The 24,096-nt window shown below is 64.4% G+C and carries 22 protein-coding genes; 14 read left to right on the top strand and 8 right to left on the bottom strand.

What is annotated here, in order from left to right:
• Nucleotides 1–51 precede the first annotated feature (51 nt).
• From AC1DPX_RS06490 to AC1DPX_RS06480, 3 genes are all read left to right on the top strand, one after another.
• Nucleotides 52–714, top strand: coding sequence for a YggS family pyridoxal phosphate-dependent enzyme (locus AC1DPX_RS06490; RefSeq protein ID WP_477235324.1), 663 nt, complete (start codon nucleotides 52–54; stop codon nucleotides 712–714).
• Between the two features lie 109 nt (nucleotides 715–823).
• A complete protein-coding gene (locus AC1DPX_RS06485; protein ID WP_477235322.1) occupies nucleotides 824–1,873 on the top strand; it encodes an aldo/keto reductase in 1,050 nt (349 codons plus the stop codon).
• A gap of 115 nt (nucleotides 1,874–1,988) precedes the next feature.
• Nucleotides 1,989–2,327 (top strand): hypothetical protein, encoded by a 339-nt coding sequence (locus tag AC1DPX_RS06480; RefSeq protein WP_202357345.1) that lies wholly within the window; start codon nucleotides 1,989–1,991, stop codon nucleotides 2,325–2,327.
• Between the two features lie 38 nt (nucleotides 2,328–2,365).
• On the opposite strand, the gene AC1DPX_RS06475 is transcribed toward AC1DPX_RS06480, so the two are convergent.
• Nucleotides 2,366–3,076 carry a neutral zinc metallopeptidase gene (locus AC1DPX_RS06475; RefSeq protein WP_477235773.1) on the bottom strand — a complete coding sequence of 237 codons (711 nt, stop codon included), beginning with the start codon at nucleotides 3,074–3,076 and terminating at the stop codon, nucleotides 2,366–2,368.
• A gap of 130 nt (nucleotides 3,077–3,206) precedes the next feature.
• A complete protein-coding gene (locus AC1DPX_RS06470; protein ID WP_477235320.1) occupies nucleotides 3,207–4,112 on the bottom strand; it encodes a LysR family transcriptional regulator in 906 nt (301 codons plus the stop codon).
• A 136-nt stretch (nucleotides 4,113–4,248) separates the two neighbouring features.
• On the opposite strand from AC1DPX_RS06470, the gene AC1DPX_RS06465 reads away from it, so the two are divergent.
• The 3 genes from AC1DPX_RS06465 to AC1DPX_RS06455 all read left to right on the top strand — a co-directional run bounded on the left by AC1DPX_RS06465 (nucleotide 4,249) and on the right by AC1DPX_RS06455 (nucleotide 7,128).
• The gene (locus AC1DPX_RS06465; RefSeq protein ID WP_477235318.1) at nucleotides 4,249–5,430 is read left to right on the top strand and encodes an MFS transporter; all 1,182 of its coding nucleotides are present in this window, start codon (nucleotides 4,249–4,251) and stop codon (nucleotides 5,428–5,430) included.
• 50 nt (nucleotides 5,431–5,480) lie between these two features.
• On the top strand, nucleotides 5,481–6,515 hold the full coding sequence (locus tag AC1DPX_RS06460; protein WP_477235316.1) for an aldo/keto reductase: 1,035 nt from the start codon (nucleotides 5,481–5,483) through the stop codon (nucleotides 6,513–6,515).
• 100 nt (nucleotides 6,516–6,615) lie between these two features.
• Complete coding sequence (locus AC1DPX_RS06455; protein ID WP_477235314.1) at nucleotides 6,616–7,128, top strand: SUKH-3 domain-containing protein; 513 nt, start codon at nucleotides 6,616–6,618, stop codon at nucleotides 7,126–7,128.
• A gap of 68 nt (nucleotides 7,129–7,196) precedes the next feature.
• On the opposite strand, the gene AC1DPX_RS06450 is transcribed toward AC1DPX_RS06455, so the two are convergent.
• The gene (locus AC1DPX_RS06450; RefSeq protein WP_202357340.1) at nucleotides 7,197–7,469 is read right to left on the bottom strand and encodes an usg protein; all 273 of its coding nucleotides are present in this window, start codon (nucleotides 7,467–7,469) and stop codon (nucleotides 7,197–7,199) included.
• A gap of 303 nt (nucleotides 7,470–7,772) precedes the next feature.
• On the opposite strand from AC1DPX_RS06450, the gene acs reads away from it, so the two are divergent.
• Both acs and AC1DPX_RS06440 read left to right on the top strand, forming a co-directional pair.
• Complete coding sequence (gene acs, locus AC1DPX_RS06445) at nucleotides 7,773–9,728, top strand: acetate--CoA ligase (protein WP_477235312.1); 1,956 nt, start codon at nucleotides 7,773–7,775, stop codon at nucleotides 9,726–9,728.
• A complete protein-coding gene (locus AC1DPX_RS06440; protein ID WP_477235310.1) occupies nucleotides 9,728–10,477 on the top strand; it encodes an MOSC domain-containing protein in 750 nt (249 codons plus the stop codon). The genes acs and AC1DPX_RS06440 overlap by 1 nt, the downstream gene beginning before the upstream one ends.
• Here AC1DPX_RS06440 and AC1DPX_RS06435 read toward each other — a convergent pair whose 3' ends face one another.
• From AC1DPX_RS06435 to AC1DPX_RS06425, 3 genes are all read right to left on the bottom strand, one after another.
• Complete coding sequence (locus AC1DPX_RS06435; RefSeq protein ID WP_477235308.1) at nucleotides 10,478–11,740, bottom strand: class I SAM-dependent methyltransferase; 1,263 nt, start codon at nucleotides 11,738–11,740, stop codon at nucleotides 10,478–10,480.
• Between the two features lie 374 nt (nucleotides 11,741–12,114).
• The gene (locus AC1DPX_RS06430; protein ID WP_477235306.1) at nucleotides 12,115–13,476 is read right to left on the bottom strand and encodes a pilus assembly protein TadG-related protein; all 1,362 of its coding nucleotides are present in this window, start codon (nucleotides 13,474–13,476) and stop codon (nucleotides 12,115–12,117) included.
• A 311-nt stretch (nucleotides 13,477–13,787) separates the two neighbouring features.
• Nucleotides 13,788–14,657 (bottom strand): transglutaminase-like domain-containing protein, encoded by an 870-nt coding sequence (locus tag AC1DPX_RS06425; RefSeq protein WP_202357335.1) that lies wholly within the window; start codon nucleotides 14,655–14,657, stop codon nucleotides 13,788–13,790.
• 167 nt (nucleotides 14,658–14,824) lie between these two features.
• Between AC1DPX_RS06425 and AC1DPX_RS06420 the strand changes: the two genes are divergently transcribed.
• Nucleotides 14,825–15,490, top strand: a complete 666-nt coding sequence (locus AC1DPX_RS06420) for an HAD-IA family hydrolase (protein ID WP_477235304.1) — start codon at nucleotides 14,825–14,827, stop codon at nucleotides 15,488–15,490.
• 189 nt (nucleotides 15,491–15,679) lie between these two features.
• Here the strand turns inward: AC1DPX_RS06420 and AC1DPX_RS06415 are convergent, their stop codons facing one another.
• Nucleotides 15,680–15,901 carry a DUF1674 domain-containing protein gene (locus tag AC1DPX_RS06415; RefSeq protein ID WP_477235302.1) on the bottom strand — a complete coding sequence of 74 codons (222 nt, stop codon included), beginning with the start codon at nucleotides 15,899–15,901 and terminating at the stop codon, nucleotides 15,680–15,682.
• Between the two features lie 105 nt (nucleotides 15,902–16,006).
• Between AC1DPX_RS06415 and htpX the strand changes: the two genes are divergently transcribed.
• Together htpX and AC1DPX_RS06405 are read left to right on the top strand one after the other, a co-directional pair.
• Nucleotides 16,007–17,026, top strand: a complete 1,020-nt coding sequence (gene htpX, locus AC1DPX_RS06410) for a zinc metalloprotease HtpX (RefSeq protein ID WP_477235300.1) — start codon at nucleotides 16,007–16,009, stop codon at nucleotides 17,024–17,026.
• The gene (locus tag AC1DPX_RS06405) at nucleotides 17,017–18,402 is read left to right on the top strand and encodes an RsmB/NOP family class I SAM-dependent RNA methyltransferase (protein WP_477235771.1); all 1,386 of its coding nucleotides are present in this window, start codon (nucleotides 17,017–17,019) and stop codon (nucleotides 18,400–18,402) included. The genes htpX and AC1DPX_RS06405 overlap by 10 nt, the downstream gene beginning before the upstream one ends.
• Nucleotides 18,403–18,575: 173 nt before the next feature.
• Here AC1DPX_RS06405 and AC1DPX_RS06400 read toward each other — a convergent pair whose 3' ends face one another.
• The gene (locus AC1DPX_RS06400; protein WP_477235769.1) at nucleotides 18,576–19,508 is read right to left on the bottom strand and encodes a phytanoyl-CoA dioxygenase family protein; all 933 of its coding nucleotides are present in this window, start codon (nucleotides 19,506–19,508) and stop codon (nucleotides 18,576–18,578) included.
• Between the two features lie 94 nt (nucleotides 19,509–19,602).
• Between AC1DPX_RS06400 and AC1DPX_RS06395 the strand changes: the two genes are divergently transcribed.
• From AC1DPX_RS06395 to purH, 3 genes are all read left to right on the top strand, one after another.
• Nucleotides 19,603–20,427: a helix-turn-helix domain-containing protein gene (locus tag AC1DPX_RS06395; RefSeq protein ID WP_477235298.1), complete on the top strand. Its 825-nt coding sequence runs from the start codon at nucleotides 19,603–19,605 to the stop codon at nucleotides 20,425–20,427.
• A 138-nt stretch (nucleotides 20,428–20,565) separates the two neighbouring features.
• Nucleotides 20,566–22,290, top strand: a complete 1,725-nt coding sequence (locus tag AC1DPX_RS06390; RefSeq protein ID WP_202357330.1) for a heparinase II/III family protein — start codon at nucleotides 20,566–20,568, stop codon at nucleotides 22,288–22,290.
• 94 nt (nucleotides 22,291–22,384) lie between these two features.
• A complete protein-coding gene (purH, locus tag AC1DPX_RS06385) occupies nucleotides 22,385–24,001 on the top strand; it encodes a bifunctional phosphoribosylaminoimidazolecarboxamide formyltransferase/IMP cyclohydrolase (protein ID WP_477235296.1) in 1,617 nt (538 codons plus the stop codon).
• Nucleotides 24,002–24,096: the final 95 nt, after the last annotated feature.

Raw genomic sequence — 24,096 nt, 5'->3', positions numbered from 1 at the left:
TATGGGCATCGCGGCGGCCAAAAACGCGGGTCAAAACAGCGGGATTTGCATATGGGTGACACCGTTCAGCAGTTTTTCGCGGTCAAGGCGAAGATCGCCGCCGCCGAGCAGGAGGCCCGCCGCGAGGCCGGCGCGGTGACGCTGGTCGCCGTCTCCAAGACCTTTGACGCCGCCGACATCAGCCCGGTCATCGAGGCCGGCCAGCGCGTCTTCGGCGAGAACCGCGTGCAGGAGGCGCAAGGCAAATGGCCTGATCTGAAGCAGGCTTTTCCCGACATCGAGCTGCATCTGATCGGGCCGCTGCAATCGAACAAGGCCAAGGAAGCGGTGGCGCTGTTCGACGTCATCGAGACGGTCGACCGCGACAAGATCGCCGCCGAACTCGCCAAGGAGATCGCCCGGCAAGGCCGCGCACCGAAACTCTATGTACAGGTCAACACCGGCTCCGAGCCGCAGAAGGCCGGCATCGAGCCGCGCGACGCCGTGGCTTTCGTCGCCCGCTGCCGCGATGTCCACGGCCTCGCCATCGAAGGCCTGATGTGCATCCCGCCGGCGGACGAGAACCCCGGTCCGCACTTCGCTTTGCTGGAGAAGCTTGCGCGCGAGGCCGGCGTCGAAAAGCTGTCCATGGGCATGTCCGGCGACTACGAGACCGCCATCGCCTTCGGCGCCACCAGCGTCAGGGTTGGCTCGGCGATCTTTGGTAGCCGCTGACACCCACGCCTTTGGGCCAGTTCGATAAGCTGGCTGCGCCACGACTGGAAACGAAACGTTCCGTTCCTATTTGTTTTGTGTCATCACACATTCTCCTGGAGCCTTCGCCATGCGTTATAACCACCTTGGAAATACGGGGATGTTCGTCTCCGAACTGTGCCTCGGCACCATGACTTTCGGCGCCGCCGGCCAGAATGCCCAGTGGGGGCTGATCGCCAGCCTCGACCAGAAGGGCGTCAACGAGATCGTCGGCCGCTCGATCGCCGCCGGCGTCAATTTCTTCGACACGGCCGATGTCTATTCCTTCGGTGAGTCCGAGCGCCTGCTCGGCCAGTCGCTCAGGGACCTCGGCATCAAACGCTCGGACGTCGTCATCGCGACCAAGGTGCATGGCGCCATGGGCCAGGGTCCGAACGATCGCGGCTCCTCGCGCGGCCACATCATGGATTCGGTCGACGCCAGCCTCGAACGGCTGCAACTCGACCATATCGATCTCTATCAGCTGCACGGCACCGACGCGGTGACGCCGATCGACGAGACGCTGCGGGCGCTGGACGATCTCGTTGCCAGCGGCAAGGTCCGCTATGTCGGCGTTTCCAACTGGGCGGCGTGGCGCATCGCCAAGGCGCTCGGCATCGCCGACCGCAAGGGCCTTGCCCGCTTCGAGACCATCCAGTCCTATTATTCGATCGCCGGCCGCGATCTCGAACGCGAAATCGTGCCGCTCATCAACGAGGAGAAACTCGGGCTGATGGTGTGGTCGCCGATGGCCGGCGGCCTGCTCTCCGGCAAATACGGCCCCGGCGCGCCCGGCAATGGCGAAGGCCGCCGCGCATCCTTCAACTTCCCGCCGGTCAACGAGGATCGTGCCTGGGCGGCGGTCGCCATCATGCGCGAGATCGCTGGGAAGCATGATGTCAGCGTCGCCACCGTGGCGCTCGGCTATGTCCTGGCCAAACCTTTCGTGATGAGCGTGATCATCGGCGCCAGTCGCATGGATCAGCTCGAACAGAACCTTGCCGCGGCTGCAGTGAAGCTCGACGCGGACGATCTCGCCAAATTGGACGAGGTCAGCGCGCTGCCGTCCGAATATCCCGGCTGGATGCTGGAGCGCCAAGCCGCCGGCCGTCGCCCGGCGCCATTCGTGGCGAAGGCATAGTCCGTCTCCAACAAGACGCGATTTTCCAGAAAGCCGCGCGTTCCTTCGGGCGCGCGGCTATTTAGCGTTTCGCCCGCACGGCCGCCTTGTACCGGACGCGGTTGCGGCTACCATCATGAAGCCGAAGCAGCGATGTCTGGAGACGACGATGGCACCATCCGCCGCGCAATTTCGAGACATAATCGTGGCAATCATGGCTGATCGCCACGCCGCTGCTTCAGCCAGCCCCTACGATTGGAAAGTCTGCGTCGGCGCGGTCAGTGCCGCGCAGGGCGAATTCGAAAAGGTCGTCGTCGCCGGTACGGCGCATGACTACGCAACCACTGTCATTGCTCGTTTGGAGCAGCTGCGGGACGCATATTATGACCCGGATGGAGAATACACTTCCGGGCGGTCGGACATCGGCACGGTCATCGAAAAGATCAGGAAAGCCTTGAAGTCTGTCGGCCAATGAAGGCGCAACTCCCCGACAGGGCAACGGCTGGCTCGGCATCAAAGCGGATCCGCAAAAGTATCGCAGCCCGCGATCGTCTTTCCGGCAAGGCCCCGATCAAACCAGCGGATCCTCTGTTCCGAGGTGCCGTACCTCTTGGCCGTCGAATTTCCGAAGGCATTGGCGGGCTGATCGTCTCCGAGAGATCGCAGCAGCTCTCTGGCTTGCGCCAGATCGGTGTCTTCTAACAGCCCCTTGTCCTGAACATAGTGGCTCCACAGTCCGGCAAAACAATCGGCCTGCAGTTCGACCTGTTCCGACCGGATGATGGCGGCTTGCTGGTCGCCGTCAGCGACAAGCTTCTGCGGAACGGCCGAGATGTTCTGCACATGGTGCCCAACTTCTCGGGCGAGAATCAGCGCCTTGGCGAAGTCGCCAATCGACCCGATCTCTCGAAGCCCGGGAAACGCCGGATCGAGATAGATTCTCTGGTCCGCCGCGCAGTATGACGTCCCAGAAACAACACCGCATGCAGTCGCGATGAAGCCGGTGAACAGCACCAGCTTGGGCTCCTCATAGGTCGATCCGCCGGCCTTGAAGGTGGCGCCCCAGAAATCCTCCGTTTGCGCCAGAACCACCGAGAGCAGTTGCTTGACGTCGTCGTCACTGGCGTTCGCGGCAGGTGGGGCGGCCTTGGCGACCTCGGCAGCCTCGCAGATCGTCGGGACATGCAGCCATGTCACGATGGCAAGCAGGAATGCCGTGACCACGCGGACCAATTCACGCCTCCTGAACTGCCAACGCTCCCAGTGCCTGGGCGGCGGCACCTGCGATGGCCGGACGGGATTCCATAGCCCGCCCCCGCCGGGTTGTCGAACGGCGCTTGAAAAGCGCATTTGCTTAGAGCCTCACGGTCTCGGCCAGGAAATCGAGAAGGGCCCGCACCCGCGCCGGCAGATGCCGGCCCTGGCCGACATAGACGGCGTGGGTGGCCTCCTCGTCGCCCGGATTGAAATCCTCCAGCAACGCCACCAGCCGCCCGGCGGCGATATCGGCCGCGACATGCCAGCGCGCCAGCCGAGAGATGCCGGTTCCGGCCAGCGTCATCAGCCGCATCGCCTCGCCGTCGCTGACCAGCATGTTGCCGGTGATCGGGATCATGATGGCGCGGCCCTCCGCGTCGCGGAACGGCCAACCGTCGATATGCCTGACGAAGCCGAAGCCCATGCGGTTGTGGCGGTCGAGATCGGCCGGCGTCAGCGGCGTGCCGTGCGCTTCGAGGTAGGATGGGGCCGCGACCACCGCCACCGGGCTCTGCCCGAGCTTGCGCGCCACCAGCCTTGATTCGCCAAGCGGCCCGGCACGGACGGCGACATCGGCGCGTTCGGCCATCAGATCGATGACGCTGTCGGTCAGCACCAGATCGATTGATATTTCGGGGTAGCGTTCGAGGAAGCACGGCAGCAGCGGGATCAGCCGGTGCACCCCGAAGGGCACATAGGTGTTGACGCGCAACCGCCCGCGCGGTGCGGCACCCGCCGCCGCCTCACGCTCGGCCGCCGCCATATCGGCCAGGATGCGCAGCCCGCTGTCGTAGAACGCCGACCCTTCCGGTGTCAGCTGCAGCTTGCGCGTCGAGCGGCTGACCAGCCGCGCGCCAAGCCGGGCTTCCAGCCGCGCGATCAGCTTGCTGACCGCCGATGGTGTCATGCGCAGCGCACGCGCCGCGGCCGAGAAGCTGCCCGCCTCGACGACGCGCACGAAGACTTCGATCTCGCCGGAGCGATTGATGTCGGATCTCGCCATCTGTGAATCTATTTCACAGAAAATGTGCCCAACGCAAGTCTGGTTCACAGTGCATCGACTCGATCTCAGGGGTCGGGGCGCGAGTTGGACAAGGCGCTCGTCGCCTTAACGGGCCGTCTTGGAAGTGGAAACCGCCATGCCTCTCGCTCTCTACGCCCTCGCCGCCGGCGCCTTCGGCATCGGCGTCACCGAATTCGTCATCATGGGTCTGCTCATCGATGTCAGCAAAGACCTCGGCGTCTCGATCTCGGCCGCCGGCCAGCTCATTTCCGGCTATGCGCTGGGCGTCGTCATCGGCGCGCCGCTGCTGACCATCGCCACCGGCAACTGGCCGCGCAAGACCGTGCTTCTGGCACTGATGGCGATCTTCACGCTGGGCAATCTCGCCTGTGCGCTGGCGCCCGACTACTGGACCCTGATGGGCGCCCGCATCGTCACCGCCTTTGCCCATGGCACCTTCTTCGGCGTCGGTTCTGTCGTGGCCACCGGCCTGGTCGCCCCCAACAAGAAGGCCTCGGCGATCGCGCTGATGTTTACCGGGCTCACCATCGCCAACATCCTCGGCGTGCCCTTCGGCACCTGGCTCGGCCAGGCCTTCGGCTGGCGCGCGACCTTCTGGGCCGTGACCGTGGTCGGCCTAGCCGCCTTCGCCGTCATCCTGGCCCTGGTGCCGCGCAGCCAGGTCGCGCCCGAAAAGAGCGACCTGCGCGCCGACCTTGCCGTGCTGCGCCGCACGCCGGTCCTGCTCGGCCTCGCCACCACCGTGCTCGGCTATGCCGGCGTCTTTGCCGTCTTCACCTATATTGCCCCGCTGTTGACTGAGATCAGCGGCTTCAAGGAAGCGGCCGTGTCGCCGATCCTGCTCGTCTTCGGCGGCGGGCTCATTGCCGGCAATCTCGCCGGCGGCAAGGTCGCTGATCGCTGGCTGGTGCCGGCGGTGCTGGGCAGCCTCGTGGTGCTGGCCGTGGTGCTCGCCACCATGAGCTTCGCCATCCACAGCAAGGTCATGGCCGTGATCTATGTCGGCCTGCTCGGGGCCGCCGCCTTCGATACCGTGGCGCCGCTGCAGATGTGGGTGCTGGACAAGGCGCAAGGCGCCGGCCAGAGCCTGGCCTCGTCCTTCAACATCGCCGCCTTCAATCTCGGCAACGCCGCTGGCGCGTGGCTCGGCGGCGCGGTCATCGCCCATGGGCTTGGATTGGGTTCGCTCACCTGGGTCGCCGCCTTGCTGCCGGTCGCGGCACTCGGCGTCGCCGGGCTGGCGCTGCGCCTCGATCGCGCCAGCGCGCTCGGCGCGCCGGTCACCGTCCGGCCCTGACGATCGTTGGCGAACGGATTTCACCTCTTCCAACCACCAGGAGTAAGAAAATGGACTATCGACGTCTCGGCGCATCGGGCCTGAAAGTGCCCGCCCTCTCATTTGGCGCGGGAACCTTCGGTGGCTCTGGTCCGCTGTTCGGCGCCTGGGGCAACAGCGACGCCAGGGAAGCGCGGCGGCTGGTCGACATTTGCCTCGAGGCCGGCGTCAATCTGTTCGACACGGCCGATGTCTATTCGAATGGCGCCTCGGAAGAGGTGCTCGGCGAGGCCATCAAGGGCCGGCGCGATGCCGTGCTGATCTCGACCAAGACATCCTTGCCGATGGGCGACGGACCGGCCGACTACGGCTCCTCGCGTTCGCGCCTGATCAAATCCGTGGACGCCGCGCTGAAGCGCCTCGGCACCGATTACATCGACCTGTTGCAGTTGCATGCCTTCGATGCCGGCACGCCGATCGAGGAGGTGCTGTCGACGCTGGACGAACTCGTGCGTTCCGGCAAGCTGCGCTATGTCGGCGTCTCCAACTTCTCCGGCTGGCAGGTGATGAAGTCGCTTGCGGCGGCCGACAAGCATGGCTACCCGCGCTACGCCGCGCACCAGGTCTACTATTCGCTGGTCGGCCGCGATTATGAGTGGGAATTGATGCCGCTCGGCCTCGACCAGGGCGTCGGCGCGCTGGTGTGGAGCCCGCTCGGCTGGGGCCGCCTCACCGGCAAGATCCGCCGTGGCCAGAAGCTGCCGGAAAAGAGCCGGCTGCATGACACCGCAAGCTTCGGCCCACCGGTCGAGGACGAACATCTCTACCGGGTGATGGATGCGCTGGACGCGGTGGCGCGGGAAACCGGCAAGACCGTGCCGCAGATCGCCATCAACTGGCTGCTGCAGCGCCCGACCGTTTCCTCCGTCATCATCGGCGCCCGCAACGAGGAACAATTGCGGCAGAACCTCGGTGCCGTCGGCTGGGCCTTGACGCCGGAGCAGGTGAAAAAGCTCGACGCGGCCAGCGAAGTCACAGCGCCCTATCCGTACTTCCCCTATCGCCGCCAGGAGGGTTTCGCGCGGCTGAACCCGCCGGCGGTGTGAAAAGATTGCAGGGAACTGGCAACAAGAGACTGTTCGTCCACCACAAACGTCCGCAGCAGACCCTGTTGCGGACGTTAGGATCACTGCTCATAATCGCGCTATGATGACTTTGCCGCCTGCTGTTTTGCCGATCTTTGCCGCAGCCGGATGGTTTCCCGGGCGCAAAGTTCCCGTGTCTCCGACCGTCCCGGCTGATCATCCGGTAGCTGCCATTCTCAGCGAGTTCAATGGCCTTAAGGTTGGTGAGACCGGTCCCGGGATCGAGTGCGGCCGGAGCGATATCAGCTTTTGGTGGCCTCCAGACGAAGGCTACGAAGAAATTCTCGAGATTGGAGCCCTGCTTCAGACAGAGCTGGCCTGCTTTGCGGCGGCTCACAATTGTCACGTAAGCCTGTATGTCGATCGAGGGGGCCGGGTGTTTGTCGTATCTCCGAATATGCCTGGCATAGGCTTTATGGGCAGTACCTTTGGTGAAGCAATGGAACGCACCCTGTTAGGTCTGAGGGCGTCACCCCTTCTTCTGCCATCACATGACAAAGTGTCATGGTATGGTGAGGTACTTCTACGTGGAAACCCCCAGATCCTGAGCATCGAAGAGTTGATGACAGGATAGGGGCGACCTTGATCGCCCCATCCATCCAATCTCAACGATCGATGGCAGACGGTTGATCGGGTTTGTGTTTAATGAAGCACGAACTCCCCATCCACCTTGCGCCATTCATTCGGCGCGATCAGCTTCTGGTGGGTGTAGACGACCGAATGCAGCGGCCCATCCAGTTTGGCCTTCCAGAATTCGATGAATTTGATCAGCACCGGAAACCGCGGAGCGATGTCGTAATCCTGCCAGATGAAGCTCTGCAGCAGGTGCGGATGATCGGGAAAATGATAGAGAATCTTGGCCGTGGTCAGCCCATAGCCTTTGAGCATCAGGTCCATTTCGGAATGGTCGCGCATGGCGGTCCCCAACTTGAGTCTCCTTTCCTCCCAACGTCAGAGTGTGCTCGCCGTTGCTTAACTGTCTATTGATTTTTCCTGATCGAAACTGGCTTTTCGACGCGAAAACATACAGTTAGCAGCGAGCCTAGCCGAGTGCTGACAACGTCTGAGGATGCCCCTGCGGCATCCCGCCGCGCGAATCCAACGTCTAATGTTGCCGTCACGGCGGAACTGGTAATAATGCCGCCGAATTCGCGGCCGCTTCGCCGCGATCCAGCCGGCGGTTCAAGCCGGCGGATTGGTTTGGGAGGAAAGTCAGGAATGTCCGAGGTTCATGTCCATCGCGTCCAGCCGGCGTGGAAGAAGAATGCGCTGATCGACAACGACACTTACCTGAAATGGTATGCCGACAGCATCAAGAACCCGGACAAATTCTGGGGCAAGCACGGCAAGCGCATCGACTGGTTCAAGCCCTTCAGCAAGGTCAAGAACACCTCCTTCGACGGCAAGGTCTCGATCAAATGGTTCGAGGACGGCCTGACCAATGTTTCCTACAATTGCATCGACCGCCATCTGAAGAAGCGCGGCAGCCAGACCGCCATCATCTGGGAAGGCGACAACCCCTACGACGACAAGAAGATCACCTACCACGAGCTCTACGAGCATGTCTGCCGGCTCGCCAATGTGATGAAGAAGCACGGCGTCAAGAAAGGCGACCGCGTCACCATCTACATGCCGATGATCCCGGAGGCCGCCTATGCGATGCTGGCCTGCACGCGCATCGGCGCCATCCATTCGATCGTCTTCGGCGGCTTTTCGCCGGATGCGCTGGCCGGCCGCATCGTCGACTGCGAATCGACCTTCGTCATCACCGCCGATGAGGGCCTGCGCGGCGGCAAGTCCATCCCGCTGAAGGAGAACACCGACAAGGCGATCGACATCGCCGCGAAGAACTTCGTCATGGTGAAGAATGTCCTCGTCGTGCGCCGCACCGGCGGCAAGATCGGCTGGGCGCCCGGCCGCGACGTCTGGTATCACGACGAAGTCGCGACGGTGAAGGCGGAGTGCAAACCCGAGAAGATGAAGGCGGAAGACCCGCTGTTCATCCTCTACACCTCGGGTTCGACCGGCAAGCCGAAGGGTGTGCTGCACACCACCGCCGGCTATCTCGTCTATGCCTCGATGACGCACCAATATGTCTTCGACTACCATGACGGCGACATCTACTGGTGCACCGCCGATGTCGGCTGGGTCACCGGCCACAGCTACATCGTCTACGGTCCGCTCGCCAACGGCGCAACCACGCTGATGTTCGAGGGCGTGCCGAACTACCCGTCGCAGTCGCGCTTCTGGGAAGTCATCGACAAGCACAAGGTCAACATCTTCTACACCGCGCCGACCGCGCTGCGCGCGCTGATGGGCGCCGGCAACGACCCGGTGAAGAAGACCTCGCGCAAATCGCTGCGCGTGCTGGGTTCGGTCGGCGAGCCGATCAATCCGGAAGCCTGGGAGTGGTATTTCAACGTCGTCGGCAACGGCAAGGTGCCGATCGTCGACACATGGTGGCAGACCGAGACCGGCGGCATCCTGATCACCCCGCTGCCGGGCGCCACCGATCTCAAGGCAGGCTCGGCAACGCGGCCCTTCTTCGGCGTCAAGCCGCAGCTGGTCGACGGCGAAGGCAAGGTGCTGGAAGGGGCGGYCGACGGCAATCTCTGCATCACCGATTCCTGGCCCGGCCAGATGCGCACCGTCTATGGCGATCACGACCGTTTCGTGCAGACCTATTTTTCGACGTACAAGGGCAAGTATTTCACCGGTGACGGCTGCCGTCGCGACGCCGACGGCTATTACTGGATCACCGGCCGCGTCGACGACGTCATCAACGTATCCGGTCACCGCATGGGCACGGCCGAAGTCGAATCGGCGCTGGTCAGCCATGACAAGGTTTCCGAGGCCGCCGTCGTCGGCTATCCACACGACATCAAGGGCCAGGGCATCTACAGCTACGTCACCCTGATGAGGGGAGAGGAGCCGACGGAAGAACTGCGCAAGGAGCTCATCGCCCATGTCCGCAAGGAGATCGGCGCCATCGCTTCGCCCGACAAGATCCAGTTCGCGCCCGGCCTGCCCAAGACGCGCTCCGGCAAGATCATGCGCCGCATCCTGCGCAAGATCGCCGAGGATGATTTTGCAGCCCTTGGCGACACCTCGACGCTCGCCGATCCGGCCGTCGTCGACGACCTCATCGCCAACCGGCAGAACAAGAAGGGCTGATGGCAGGCGAAGCGGCATTGGGCTCTGTCAGCCAGCTCTGGCGTTACCCGGCGAGTTCGCTCGCCGGCGAGCGCCAGGACGCCATCCTGGTCGGACCGGCGGGCATGGCGGGCGACCGCATGTTCGGCCTCGTCGATACCTCGGACAATGAGATCGCGCGGCCCGATCGCGAGGCGAAATGGCACAAGGTGCCGCGCATCCGCACCCGGCTGGCCAATGATCGCGACCTGGAGATCGCCATCCCCGGCGGCGACTGGCTGAGCGCACCCGGCGCCGAATGCGACCGAGCCCTATCGACCTATCTCGGCTTCACCGCCTCGATCCGGCCGTTTGGCCGAGAGAATGCGCCGCCAGCCTATGCCGGCCCCGTCACCGCGGCCCGCTACGCAAAGGCGCCGATCCATCTTCTGACCACGGCCTCGCTGGCGCGGCTGAAAGCGCTGCATCCGGAAGGCGCCGCCGACCCGCGCCGCTTCCGCCCCAACATCGTTGTCGACATGGCAGCGGTCGAAGGCTCGTTTCCCGAAACCGAATGGATCGGCCGCAAGCTCGCCATCGGCGACTTGCTCCTGACGATTTCCGAACCCTGCCGCCGCTGCGGCTTCACCATCATCAGCCAGGACGGCTTCGACCACGATCCCGGTATCCTGCGCAATCTGGTCCGCCACAACGCGCACAACCTTGGCGTCTACTGCACGGTGGACAGGCCGGCCGGCATTAAGGTCGGCGACGCGATGCGCTTTCTGTAGCTACCGATAAAGGTCGGCCCGCGTCGGCGGCAGGCCGCTTGGCCCCCGCGCGCGCTTGGTGACGACGGTCTGGAAAATCTGCGCCGAGCCGCGATCGAAGGTGATCGAACAGCCGGTGAGATAAAGCAGCCATAGCCGTGCCTTGGGCTCGCCGACCTCGGCGATCGCCTCGTCGAAGCGCGCCTGCAGGCGCTCGGCCCACAGCCTGCAGGTGCGGGCATAGTGTTCGCGCAGATTCTCGACGTCGGCGATGACAAAGCCATGCGCCTCGAGATTGCCTGATGTCATGCCGATCGTGTCGACCTCGCCGCCGGGGAAGATGTATTTGACCAACGCCTTGTATTCCGCGCCCTTGCGCAAAGTCTTGCGCGTGCCGCCCTTGCCGCGCCTCGTGATGGCATGATGCAGATAGATGCCGCCTGGCTTCAACAGCCGGTGGACGGTCGAGAAATAGGTGGCGTGATTGGCGAGGCCGACCGCCTCGAACATGCCGATGGACGAGATCTTGTCGTAGCTGCCGTCGAGCTCGGTGTAGGACTTGATGTCGATGGTGATCTTGTCCTCCAGCCCCTCGGCGCGGATGCGCTCGCGCGCCAGCCGGGTCTGCTCCTCCGACAGCGACACACCATGGCCGATGGCGCCATAGTGCTTGGCGGCATGGATCAGCATCGCGCCCCAGCCGCAGCCAATGTCGAGCAGCCGGTCACCCGGCTTCAGCCTCAGCTTGCGGCAGATATGGTCGAGCTTGTCCTTCTGCGCCTGGTCGATGCCGTTGGCGAAATCGGTGAAGTAGGCGCAGGTATAGACCATGCGCTCGTCGAGGAAGAGCCGGTAGAAGGCGTTGGAAATGTCGTAGTGATGTTCGATCGCTTGCTTGTTCGAACCGCTGACAAAGGGGTTGTGCCCGGCAAGATCGGCCCGCTTCGTCATCTGCCGTCGCGAAAACAAGACGGCGGGCAGGTCGCGCAGGATCGCCAGTTTCGGCAGCGCCTTCAGCCTCAGCTTGCCCTGTGACGGCAGGGCGTAGAGATCGAACAGCGAGCCGTCCTCGACGTCGATCGTCCTGGAAATCCACATTTCGAGCAGCGTCGAGAAATTCGGCCGGCGGGCCAGTTGCCGGACGATATCCTGATCGTTGATGGCAAGCACCGGGCCGCCGGCTGGGCCGATCCGTTCCCCGGTCCACAGCCTGACGGCAAAACCCGGCTTCAGCGCCTCGATCACCGTTCGAACGATGCGCGCGGCCCTCTCGGTGGCGTCCATGGTCCCTCCCGTGACCTGATGACGCCATGTTGTCCATTTGAGCCGTGGATCGCAAGCCTAAGCACGCAGACCGGACTGGGCGGCATTTTCCGGCAGGACGCCTTTTTCAGCCCGGCACTTGTCATTTCCCGCGACGCACCCCATCATGTCTGTGTGTTCAACAAATCGAAAGGAGGTGATCCGATGTCGAGTGATTTCGTTTTCCAGAACGTGGCCTCAGCGGATTGCACTTTCGGGAAGCAGTCTTCCCGTTAAGGCGCGAGATGCGCGGCAGGTGACCCGAAGGGGTTGCCGCCACAGGCCGCGCCATGGACGGAAACACGGAAGGCCGCCGGCTTCCAAAGAAGCGGCGGCCTTTTCCTTTGGGCCAAGCCCTATTTCGTCAACGCCAGGGTCTCGATGTTGCGGGCGATGGTCTGAAAGGCCGTATCCAGTTCGACGCCGTCGGCGGCCTGGTAGAAGTGCTTGGCTGAACCCGTATCGGGGCTGGCACAGGTCTGCAGCGTCGTGACCGCATTCGCCTCATCGAGCTTGAAGCCGATCGTGAAGATTTCTATGCCCTTGTCGCGCATGGCGGCACAGAGCTTTGTCGCCGCCGTGCGGGTCGTCTCCTTGCCGGCGTCGTTGTAGACCCCGTCAACGCCGGTGGCGTCGAAATAGGACAGGTTGAATTCGCCGTCCGTCATCAGGATTGCGTACTTGCCGACTTTTTTCGGATCGAACTTGGCTGGCCGCTGCGAAGCGTTGAGCACGCTGCCCCACCTTTCCGAGAGCATATACCAGGTCCACTGGACGCCGATATGGCCGGCGGTACCGCCCGAGGCGACAAGATCCTTGATGACATTCTTGAGTGTGGCAGCGTCGGCTGTCAGAGGCACGAGCGCGGCGACCGGGCAAGCGGCGGTGCCTGTTTTCGTGGCAAAGCCCGACAAAAGATAGTCGCGATTGACCATGCTGGAGTCGGGACCCGCGTCCGAATACTGATCGACCCCCTTGCGTTCGGTGGCGCAATTGTCCGGACGCGGCGACGCCGAGGCAAGCTGAGGGCTCGCATTGCCGGGCGCCTGCTTGCGCTGGCCGGCGTTGGTTTCAACATAGACGCTGCTGGCTGCCAACTGGCCGGCATTGACCGAGTTGGCATAGGGCACGATGGACACCCGCACCCGCGGCCTGTTCGGGTCCTGGCCGCCCAGGAAACTATCCACCGCATTGGCCGCGGCGGTCTTCAGGTCCTGGATTTTCTGACCGGCCATCGATCCCGTCACATCGAGCATCATCGCCACTTCGATGGTCTTGTCCGAATAAAGCGATGTCGTCGACGCGGTGACGCGCTTCGTATTGCCCATGCCGAAAACCGGGAAGAACAGGGCGACATCGACATGGACATCCGCCTGCACCGTTTTGGCGGTCCTGTCGACGACCAGTCTGTCGAGCACGATCTGGTCGGGCTGCAGGATGCCCGCCGTATTGTTGGCCACGAGAAAGTTCTGCACCGCCTTGTTGGCGTCGGCCTCCTTGATGACGCCGGTCGTCAGGTCGCGCGCCGTCGATGTCACCGCGGCGTCGACCACGCCCTGCAGGCTCGACCGGGCGTTGTAGAGCTGCGAGATGTCGACCGAGAAGCCGGCGGCCAGCGCCAGGACCGAGGCAGCGAAGCCGAACAGGATTGTGAAATTTCCACCGCTGTGTCTGGCGAACCCGCCGACCGCGTGAACAAGACCCCCGTAATTTCGCATCCAACAGCCTCCGCATGCCTCGGCCTCGTCGCCGCAACAGGGGCAATGCAGGATTCCAGCCGGAAGCCGCCCGCCGAGCGCCGGAACCGAGCCGTGAACCATCAATCTGTTGTTTTTGTTTGATTTCCCTCTTAACAAGGGTCAACGAACGGTAAACGCGAACAACGTGGCCCCAGTCGCGTTTACGAACCGCTTACCATGCTCAACCTGAAGCAGCCGCTGAGTGTTCCGAGACGTGCTATTGCGGCACAGGCTCTCTGTGCCGAACCGAACCAACTGTCCCGGGATTGCGACACTAACAGCGCGAAGGACTACGCCAACGTCTGTGCGCTGACCGTCCTGTCGATGCCGTGATAGGGCGGATTGAACAGATTGCCCTCCTGCTCATAGGTCCACACCTTGAACAGGCTGAGCCGGTGCGGACCAAAGCTGTGCAGCAAGGGCACGTCGGTGGCGTCGCGGCCGCGCGCGATGACGACGCGGCCGGTCCGAGGCCGGTTGTGGCGCGGATCGAACGTGTACCACTTGCCGTCGAGGAACACTTCCATCCAGGCCGAGAAATCCATCGGCGCCGGATCGAGCGGCACGCCGATGTCGCCGAGATAGCCATTCACATAGCGCGCAGGAATGTTCATGCAGCGGCAGAGCGTGATCGCCAGATGGGCGAAGTCGCGGCAGACGCCGACCCGTTCCTCATGCGCCTGCGCCGCCGTGCGGGTTGAACGCGCGTAGCCATAGCCGAACGACAGCCGGTTGTGGACATAGTCGACGATCGCCTGCACCCGCGCCCAGCCGGAGGGCAGATGGCCAAACAGTTGCCAGGCGAGACTGCTGAGATGATCGGTCTCGCAATAGCGGCTGCCAAGAAGATAGCCAAGCACCTCGTCGGGCAATTCAGCCACCGGCATTTCCCGGGCAAGCGTGTTGACCTCATCCGTCTCGCCGCTGTCCTCGACGACCGCATCGTACAGGATGCGGAAGGTGCCGGCGGGCGCAATGAAGCGGCGGCAGCCATTGCCATGCAGGTCCTGATAGAGCCTCGTCGGCACCGAAGGTGAAGTCAGGACGCGCGTCTGCCGCTTGATGTCGGCTTGCCTGTCCTTGTGGATCTCGAGCAGCGAAATCACCGGAGTGGCCTCGGCGCATTCAATGGCGATTTCGTAGCCGAGCCGGATCAGCATCGCACGTCCCCTTCGATCGTCATGGAAAACAATGCCGTTGCAACGTCGCGAGGTGGCTGTGGTTCCCTGGACCGTCGCAAAATATGCCCCCGTGCCTTTCCAGGTCCGCGCCTTCACGTTACGGTTGCGCCCTCCCTCGACACGCACCCCGGACTTCAAGGAAAATCATGTTTGCTGGCAGAAAATTCGCGGCCTTCCTTTTCGACATGGACGGCACGCTCATCAATTCCATCGCCTCGGCGGAGCGGGTGTGGAGCGACTGGGCGCGCCGCCATGGCCTCGACGTCGCGGCCTTCCTGCCGACGATCCACGGCGTGCGGGCGATCGAGACCATCACCAACCTTGCCCTGCCAGGCGTCGACCCGGCGCATGAGGCCGACCTGCTGCTGAAGGCCGAAGCCGCCGATCTGGACGGCATTGTCCCGATTGCCGGCGCCGTGGCCTTTCTCAAGGCGCTGCCGGGCGAAAGCTGGGCGGTCGTCACCTCGGCGCCGCGCTCCCTGGCGCTGGCACGCATGGAGGCTGCCGGCATTCCTGTCCCGGCGATCATCGTTGCGGCCGAAGACGTTTCCCGCGGCAAGCCGGCCCCCGACTGCTTCCGGCTTGGCGCAGAACGGCTCGGCTTCGATGCGCGCGACTGCCTTGTGTTCGAGGATGCTCCGGCTGGCATCGCAGCAGCCGAGGCCGCGCAAGCCGCGGTCATGGTGATCAGCGCCACGCATTCGCACCCGATGCAAACACCGCATGCCGCGATCGCCGGTTATGACGGCGTCGGCATCACCATCGACGAACGCGGCTGGCTGGCACTTGAGGCTCAGCGCAACGCTGCATAACGATGTGACACGACGTCCGCCTAACGGTGTGTTGAGATTCAGGTCAGGCCGATTCGAAAGCGATGGTTTCCGAGAACGGGAGCGGAGCGTACTAAAGTACGTGAGCTCAGTTCTACTGCGACGCAGTAGAACGGGGAAGCGCAGGGAACCATCGCTTGCAGGCCGGCCTCACCTGAATATCAGCATACCTTAGAAGTCGCTGGTCAGGCCTTTGACTTCCCAGTCGCCGTAGCGGCCGGGTTCCCTGCCGCCGCGCCCGCCGATCTCCTTCGGCAGGGCGGCTTCCTTCTCGCGATACGCGGTGCGTCGAGCCTCGGCCTCGGCCAGCGCTCGGCGGGCCGCCAGCGTCAGCTCTTTTGGCGGCGCATCATCATCCGGGCCGGCAGGCGTTTTACTGGTTTCGTCGGTCATGCGATATTCCACGCGGATTGAAACAGCGGCAGGCGTTTCCCATCATATAGCCATGAACCCACGACAATCGATCCCTCTTCACCATCATCCGGACAGGAGCAGACGATGAACACCATTCGCACCGCCATGCTTCTTGCCGCGATGACGGCGCTGTTCATGGGCGTCGGCTTCCTGATCGGCGGAACGGGCGGCATGATGATCGCTTTGCTGGTCGCCGCCGGCACCAATCTGTTCAGCTACTGGAACGCCGACAAGATGGTGCTGTCGATGAACCGTGCCGTCGAGGTCGACGAGAAGAACGCGCCGGAATATTACGCCATCGTCCAGGCGCTGGCCAAGCAGGCCGGCCTGCCGATGCCGAAAACCTATCTGATCGACAATCCGCAGCCCAACGCCTTCGCCACCGGCCGCAACCCGCAGAACGCGGCGGTCGCCGCCTCTACCGGCCTGTTGCAGCGGCTAACCCATGAAGAGGTCGCGGCGGTGATGGCGCACGAGCTCGCCCACGTCCAGCACCGCGACACGCTGACCATGACCATCGTCGCCACCTTTGCCGGCGCCATCTCGATGCTCGGCAATTTCGCCTTTTTCCTCGGCGGCAACCGCGACAACAACCCGTTCGGCTTTGTCGGCGTGCTGGCGGCGATGATCGTCGCGCCCTTTGCCGCCATGATCGTGCAGATGGCGGTCAGCCGCACCCGCGAATACGAGGCCGACCGGCGCGGCGCCGAAATCTGTGGACACCCGCTGTGGCTGGCTTCCGCCCTTGACAAGATCGCCCGCGGCGCCGAACGCATTCCCAACCCCGATGCGGAGCGCAATCCGGCGATGGCGCATCTCTTCATCATCAATCCCCTGCATGGCGAGCGCATGGACAATCTGTTCTCCACCCACCCGAGCACCGACAACCGCATCGCCGCGTTGCAGGAGATGGCGCGGCAGATGGCAGGCGGCGGCACCCAGGCCGCTTCGCGCCAGGCGCCGGCGTCCCGGCAGGCGGAGCAACAACAGTCGTCCGGCCCGTGGGGCCAGGCCCCGCAAGCGGAACAGCCGGCTGAGCCCGAAAGGCCGAAGGCCAATCCATGGGGTCGCAATCCGACCGGGCCCAAAGGCCGATGGTCGTGAGCGTGGCGGGACCTCGGCGCGCAGGCTCAGGCAGTCAGGATCATGGAGACGGCGAATTCGTCGCCGGTCTCGCCGCCCGCAAGGCGGCGGCACGGCTGCTTGCCGCCGTCATCGATGCCCGGACGCCGCTCGACGGGCTGACCGACCATGAGAACGGCCACCCGCAATACAAGGCGCTCGATTTGCGCGACCGTGGCCTGGTGCGCGCCATCCTGGTCACCGCGCTGCGCTTCCGCATGACCATCACCGGGCTGCTGGCGCGCAGGCTGGAAAAGCCGCTGCCACCCAACGCCACGGCACTGTCGCACATACTGCATGTAGCGGCCGCGCAGATCCTGTTCCTCGACATTCCCGACAGCGCCGCTGTCGACCTCGCGGTCACCCACGCCAAGTCCGATCCGCGCACGCAGCGCTTCTCCGGTCTCGTTAACGGCGTGCTGCGCACGCTGGCGCGGGCCAAGGAAACCGAGCTGCCCGCCGCCCTTGCGGCCACCGATGAAGCGCCAAAATGGTTCTCCGACCGGCTGAAAGCAGCCTACGGCGCCGACAAGGCGAAGCTCATTCTCGCTGCGCACCGTTACGAGGCGCCCGTCGACTTCTCGGTCAAGGCCGATCCCGAACTCTGGGCCGAAAAGCTTGGCGGCATCGTGCTGCCCACCGGCACGGTGCGCGTGGAAAATCTTGCCGGAGCCGTCACCGACCTGCCCGGCTTCGCGGAAGGCGCCTGGTGGGTCCAGGATGCCGCGGCCAGCCTGCCGGCGCGGCTCTTCGGTGACGTCGGGGGATTGCGCATCGCCGACCTCTGCGCCGCGCCCGGCGGCAAGACCGCGCAATTGATCCTGGCCGGCGCCAGGGTCACCGCCGTCGACACCTCGAAGAACCGGCTGGTCCGGCTGGCGCAGAATCTCGACCGCCTCGGCCTGTCGGCCGAGATCGTCCAGGCCGACCTCCTCAAATATGAGCCGAAGGAACTGTTCGACGCCGTGCTGCTCGACGCGCCCTGCTCGTCGACCGGCACGGTGCGCCGGCATCCCGACGTGCCGTGGACCAAGACGGCGGCCGATGTCGAAAAGCTCGCCGACCTGCAAGGGCGGTTGCTTGCCCGCGCCGTCACGCTGGTCAGGCCCGGCGGCCGGATCGTCTTTTCCAACTGTTCGCTCGACCCGCTGGAAGGCGAAGACCTGCATCGTGCCTTTCTCAAGGACACGGCCACGGTCGTCGACGATCCGCTGCGGCAAGGCGAGGTCGCCGGCATCGACCCTTTCCTGACGCCGCAAGGCACGCTGCGCACCACGCCCGCCGACCTCGACCTCGGCACGCCGGAGCGCTCTGGCCTGGACGGCTTCTTCGCCGCCCGCATGCGGCGAGTGGCTTAGCCACGCCCAAGGCGGGCTGAGATTCAGGTCAGGCCGAGTCGAAAATGGTGTCTCCGAGAACCGGAGCGGAGCGTACTCAAGTACGTGAGCACAGTTCTACTGCGAGGCAGTAGAACGGGGAAGCGCAGGAGGCCGCCGTTTGCAGGCCGGCCTCACCTGAATATCAGCCCGCCTTAAAGCATGTCGTCCAGGCTCCAGTGATTGCTCCAGCGCGCATCGATTTCGTCGTCGACATTCTGGTAGCGGATATCGGTCGACAGCCTGATCAGCCCGTTCCTGCTCTGGTTGGTCGTGGAGGCATGGATCATGTAGGGCGAGTGAAGGACGATGTCGCCCGCCTCGAAATCCGCCATCAGCCAGCGCGTGTCGAACCGTTCCGCCATTTCGGGCAGATCTTTCGACACCCAGCCGCCTTCGGTCATGTTGCGGTTGTAGGCACTGATGCGTTCCGCGGGGCTGAGATCGGCATTGTCCCTGGCGAACTGTGTTTCCAGGGCAGCGCCGATGGCATGCGATCCCTCCAGATAGACGAGCCCTCCCATGTCGATCGACGTGTCGCCGATCGGTATCCAGGCCGTCACCACGCGTCTGGTGCCTCCGCGCAGATAGACGAGGTCGTAATGCGCTGGTGTCGTGGTGGAACTGCCTGGCAAGGTGAAGCGCATGATCTTTCGCTTGTGCAGGTAGGACAAGCCACCCGTGAAGGCGTCCATCAGACGCGATAGGCGCGGCTGCGCGCAAAAGCCCTCATAGGCGGTCGAGCGGACCAGCGACATCAAGCGGCGCTCGGCGCGCTGGCGATCAAAGGCACTGTCGGAGGCGATACCGAGCGAAGGGTCGGTCGCCGGCTTCAAAAGTCCGCTCTCGGCAAGATGCGAAAGCACCCAGCCGCGAAAGTCGATCACCTCGCCGCGCGGCAAAAGTCCTTTCAGCCAGACATAGCCTTGAGCCGCATAAAGGCGGCGAATGGCCTCGACGCCGACGGAAGGATCTGTCGGGGAAAGGTACCCCAGCCTGTTCGGCATCGTCGACAGCACCTTGCCGTTGGCTGTCAGCGCAACCGGCGGGGCGCCTGGTAATGCCCTTACATCGGCTGATATCGACATTTCAATCACCTTCATTGCCCCAATCCTGGTAAGGGAATACGCTGCCATCCAGCTTCTTGCCATGGACAGAAAAACTGACCTGGACTTTTCGCTCATGATCGACCGACCCTATGCCTTGTACCGATCGCCGCCGGCTGGCATGGGCGGCCTGTCGGTGACGGGAACAGGCCGGCACCGCGTCGACCGGGCCATCGTCAGGCGAAAGCTCCCGGATTTTGCCGTGGTGCTGGTGGAGGAAGGGCGAGGCTGGCTCGAAACCAAGGCCGCCGGCAGGCAGGCGATCGTCGGGCCTAGCCTTTTCTGGCTGTTTCCCGACAGGATCCATTCCTACGGGCCCGATGAGGCCGGCTGGAGCGAACGTTGGGCGCTCTTCGACGGGGCGTTGACGCGCGATTTTACGCGCATGCGGCTGATCGCCGAGCAGGCCCCGGTCGTTCCGTTGTCCGACCTTGGCGGCATACAGCTTCTGTTCGACCGGCTGCATGCCGAACTGTCCCAGGACACGGCGCTGAGCCAGGCCGAAGCCGCCGCGACCATGCATGCGCTGGTCATGCGAGCCGCCCGGCAGACGGTCGCCCGGAGCAGCGGCGAGAACCACCCCGACTTCCGGTCTGTGATCGACGATTTGCGGCGCCGCGCCGCCGAACCGCTGGACGTCAGCGCATTTGCCGCGAAATTCGGCATGTCGCCGGCAACGCTGCGGCGCAAGTTCGTCCTGCACACCGGGCTGTCGCCGAAGGGATTTCAGCTGCGCATCCGGCTCGATCTCGCCAAGCAATTGCTGGCGGCCACCGATTCGCCTGTCGAGACGGTGGCGTCGACGGTCGGCATCGGCGATGCCTTCTACTTCTCCCGGCTCTTTCGCGACCGCGAAAACTGCTCGCCCAGCGAGTTTCGCCGCCGCCACAAGAGGACATAAGTCGCGGCAGGCGCGACTTTTTTGGGGGCGACCCCGTCCACGGCCGCCTGAAGTGGATCGGTTGGCAGAAATCCGCCTTCGCATAAGTTCTTGAATCATATAAGCTTGCGCTGGGGTAAAGGACGACCAGGAGGGCTTTTGGCACTGGCTGCCAGCAACACGACGCGTCTGTGGACGCTGGTCGCGAAGGAGTTCTGGCGCAAGACGCGCCGGCGCTTGCGCGCCGGGCCGGTCTATCGCTGGCGCTATTCCGGCCGCACGCCCGAACGCGTCCTGATCGCGCCGCCGGACCTGCGGCTGGCCGACCCGCAGATCGCGCTGGAGATCTATTACGGCCGCTATCCCCTGTCGGGGCATCTGGTCGAAACCGGCGGCAAGTCGCCCTTCCAGATCAACGTGCCCAATCACGGCTGGCAAAAGACGCTGCATGGTTTTCGCTGGCTGCGCCACATGCGCGCCGCCGGCACCGAACTTGCCGCCGCCAATGCGCGTGCCCTGGTGTCCGACTGGATCGCCATGCACGGCAACAACATTGCCGGCATCGCCTGGGAGCCGGGGACGACGGCAAAGCGCATCATTGCCTGGTTGCAGCATTCTTCCGTCGTGCTGCAGGGCGCCGAATTCCCCTTCTACCGCGCCTTCCTGAAATCGCTGGCCGTCCAGATCCGCTATCTCAGGTCGATGGCGCGCGAGATGCCCGACGGCAAGGACCGGCTGCGCGCCCGCATAGCCCTTGCCTTCGCCGCGCTTTCCCTGCCCGCGCCGGCTTCGGCGCTGCGCGGCGCCACCCGCAACCTCGCCGAGGAACTCAACCGCCAGATCCTCGCCGATGGCGGCCATATCTCACGCAATCCAATGTCGGTGCTGGAAATCCTCGCCGACCTTTTGCCGCTGCGCCAGACCTACGCCAACCAGGCGGAGACCCCGCCGCAGGCACTGATCGGCGCCATCGACCGCATGCTGCCGGCGCTGCGCTTCTTCCGCCACCAGGATGGCAGCCTCGCCCGTTTCAACGGCATGGGCGCCACCATCCATGACCGCATCGCCACAATATTGCGCCATGACGACACCGCCGGCGCGCCGCTGCTGCACGCCCCGCATTCGGGCTATGAGAGGCTGTCGATGGGGGGCGTCACCGTCATCGCCGACACCGGCCTGCCGCCGCCGGTCGACGTGTCCAACGCAGCACACGCCGGCTGCCTCGCCTTCGAGCTGTCGTCCGGCCGCCAGCATTACATCGTCAATGCAGGCATCGACACCTATGGCGCCGCCGAGTTCCGGCCGCTGGCGCGCGCCACCGCCGCGCACTCGACCGCCACCATCAACGACACCTCGTCGGCACGCTTCAGCCATTCGCTGCGCGTCAACGACCTGCTCGGCTCGCCATTGATCGGCGGCCCGCAGCATGTGCAGTGCAAGCGCACCGACCAGAAGGGCGTCCAGGGTTTTGTCGCCCGCCATGACGGCTATGTCCCGCGCTTCGGCTTCCTGCATGAACGCGAGCTGAAACTGTCGACGAACGGCAATGTGCTGGCCGGCCGGGACCGGTTCCAGCGCCCCGGCGGAGCCGCGATCCGCAACAATGGCCGTGACTTCATCACCGTGCGTTTCCATGTCCACCCCGACATCAACCTTTTGCAGGACGAGCACGACCGCCTGGTGCTGACAGCCGATCAGGCCGACAGCTGGGTGTTCACAGCAGACGAAGTGGTGCCAGAGGTCGAGGAATCGATCTATTTCGCCGGTCTTGGCGGCCCGCGCCGCAGCCGGCAGATCGTGCTTGCCTTCAAGGCCTCCGACGTGTCCGAAGTCCACTGGCAGCTGACGCGCACCAGCATCGCCGGCTATCCGGATAACAACTGACCGCGCCGGCCACCGGCAAGCTTGCCGCTTGATTTCCTGATGTCATGTGCTACGGCGCGGGCTTGCCCCTCCAGCCGTGAAAGGCCGCCAGCCCATGGCCGTCGCCGCCAAGAACATTCCCGCACCCGATCTCGTCCCCGTACGCCGTGCCTTGCTTTCGGTGTTCGACAAGACCGGCCTCATCGATTTCGCCAGGGCATTGGCCGCGGCCGGTGTCGAACTGGTCTCGACCGGCGGCACCGCCAAGGCTCTCGCCGAGGCAGGCCTGGCGGTGCGCGACGTCTCCGAGCTCACCGGCTTTCCCGAGATCATGGACGGCCGCGTCAAGACGTTGCATCCTTCCGTGCATGGCGCGCTGCTTGGCGTGCGCGACGACCCCGAGCATGCGGCGGCGATGCGCAAGCACCACATCGAGCCGATCGACCTCCTCGTCTCCAATCTCTATCCGTTCGAGGAAGTCCGTCGCTCCGGCGCCGACTATGCGGCGATCGTCGAGAACATCGACATTGGCGGCCCGGCAATGATCCGCGCCTCGGCCAAGAACCACGCCTATGTCGCCATCGTCACCGATCCGAGCGACTACGCCTCGGTGCTGAACGCGCTGGAAATGAACATCGGCTCGCTGTCGCTGGATTTCCGCAAGAAGCTGGCGGCCAAGGCCTTTGCCCGCACCGCCAGTTATGACGCCGCGATCTCCGGCTGGTTCGCCGAGGCGCTGGAGATCGAGCATCCGACCTGGCGCGCCTTTGGCGGCAGGCTGACCGAAGTGATGCGCTACGGCGAAAACCCGCACCAGGGCGCCGGCTTCTACGTCAACGGCGACAAGCGCCCTGGCGTCGCCACGGCGCGGCAGCTGCAGGGCAAGCAGCTCTCCTACAACAACATCAACGACACCGACGCCGCCTTCGAACTGGCCGGCGAGTTCGATCCGGCCCGTTCCGCCGCCGTCGCCATCATCAAGCACGCCAATCCGTGCGGCGTCGCCGAGGGCGCGTCGCTGAAATCAGCCTATGCCAAGGCGCTCGCCTGCGATCCGGTATCGGCCTTTGGCGGCATCGTCGCCCTCAACCGCACCCTCGACGCCGAAGCGGCGCAGGAGATCGTGAAAACCTTCACCGAAGTGATCATCGCGCCCGATGCCACGGACGAGGCGGCGGCGATCGTCGCGGCCAAGAAGAACCTGCGCCTGCTGGTCACCGACGGCCTGCCGGACCCGCGTTCGGCGGGGACGACGGTCAAATCCGTGGCCGGCGGCATGCTCGTCCAGGGCCGCGACAACGCCGTGGTCGACGACCTTGAGCTCAAGGTGGTGACGAAGCGTGCGCCGACGCCGGCGGAGATGGCCGATCTCAAATTCGCTTTCCGCGTCGCCAAGCACGTCAAGTCGAACGCCATCGTCTACGCCAAGGACGGCGCCACGGTCGGCATCGGCGCCGGCCAGATGAGCCGCGTCGATTCCTCCCGCATCGCCGCCCGGAAGGCGCTCGACGCGGCCGAGGCTGCCGGCATGGCCGAGCCTCTGACAAAGGGCTCGGTCGTCGCCTCCGACGCCTTCTTCCCCTTCGCCGACGGCCTGCTTGCCGCGGTCGCTGCCGGCGCCACCGCCGTCATCCAGCCGGGCGGCTCGATGAACGACAAGGACGTCATCGCTGCGGCCGATGAGCACGGCATCGCGATGGTGTTTACCGGGGTCAGGCATTTTAGACATTGAGCGCCCTTACCCTCCCCTCGATGGGGAGGGTCGGTGCGCTCGCTTGCGAGCGCGCCGGGGTGGGGTGATGGCGCCACCCCCACCCGCTCCGCTTC

Source organism: Mesorhizobium sp. 01N446 (assembly GCF_056399285.1).
Note: the sequence above shows the minus strand (reverse complement) of the source record. Positions and strands in the feature narration are given on the sequence as shown.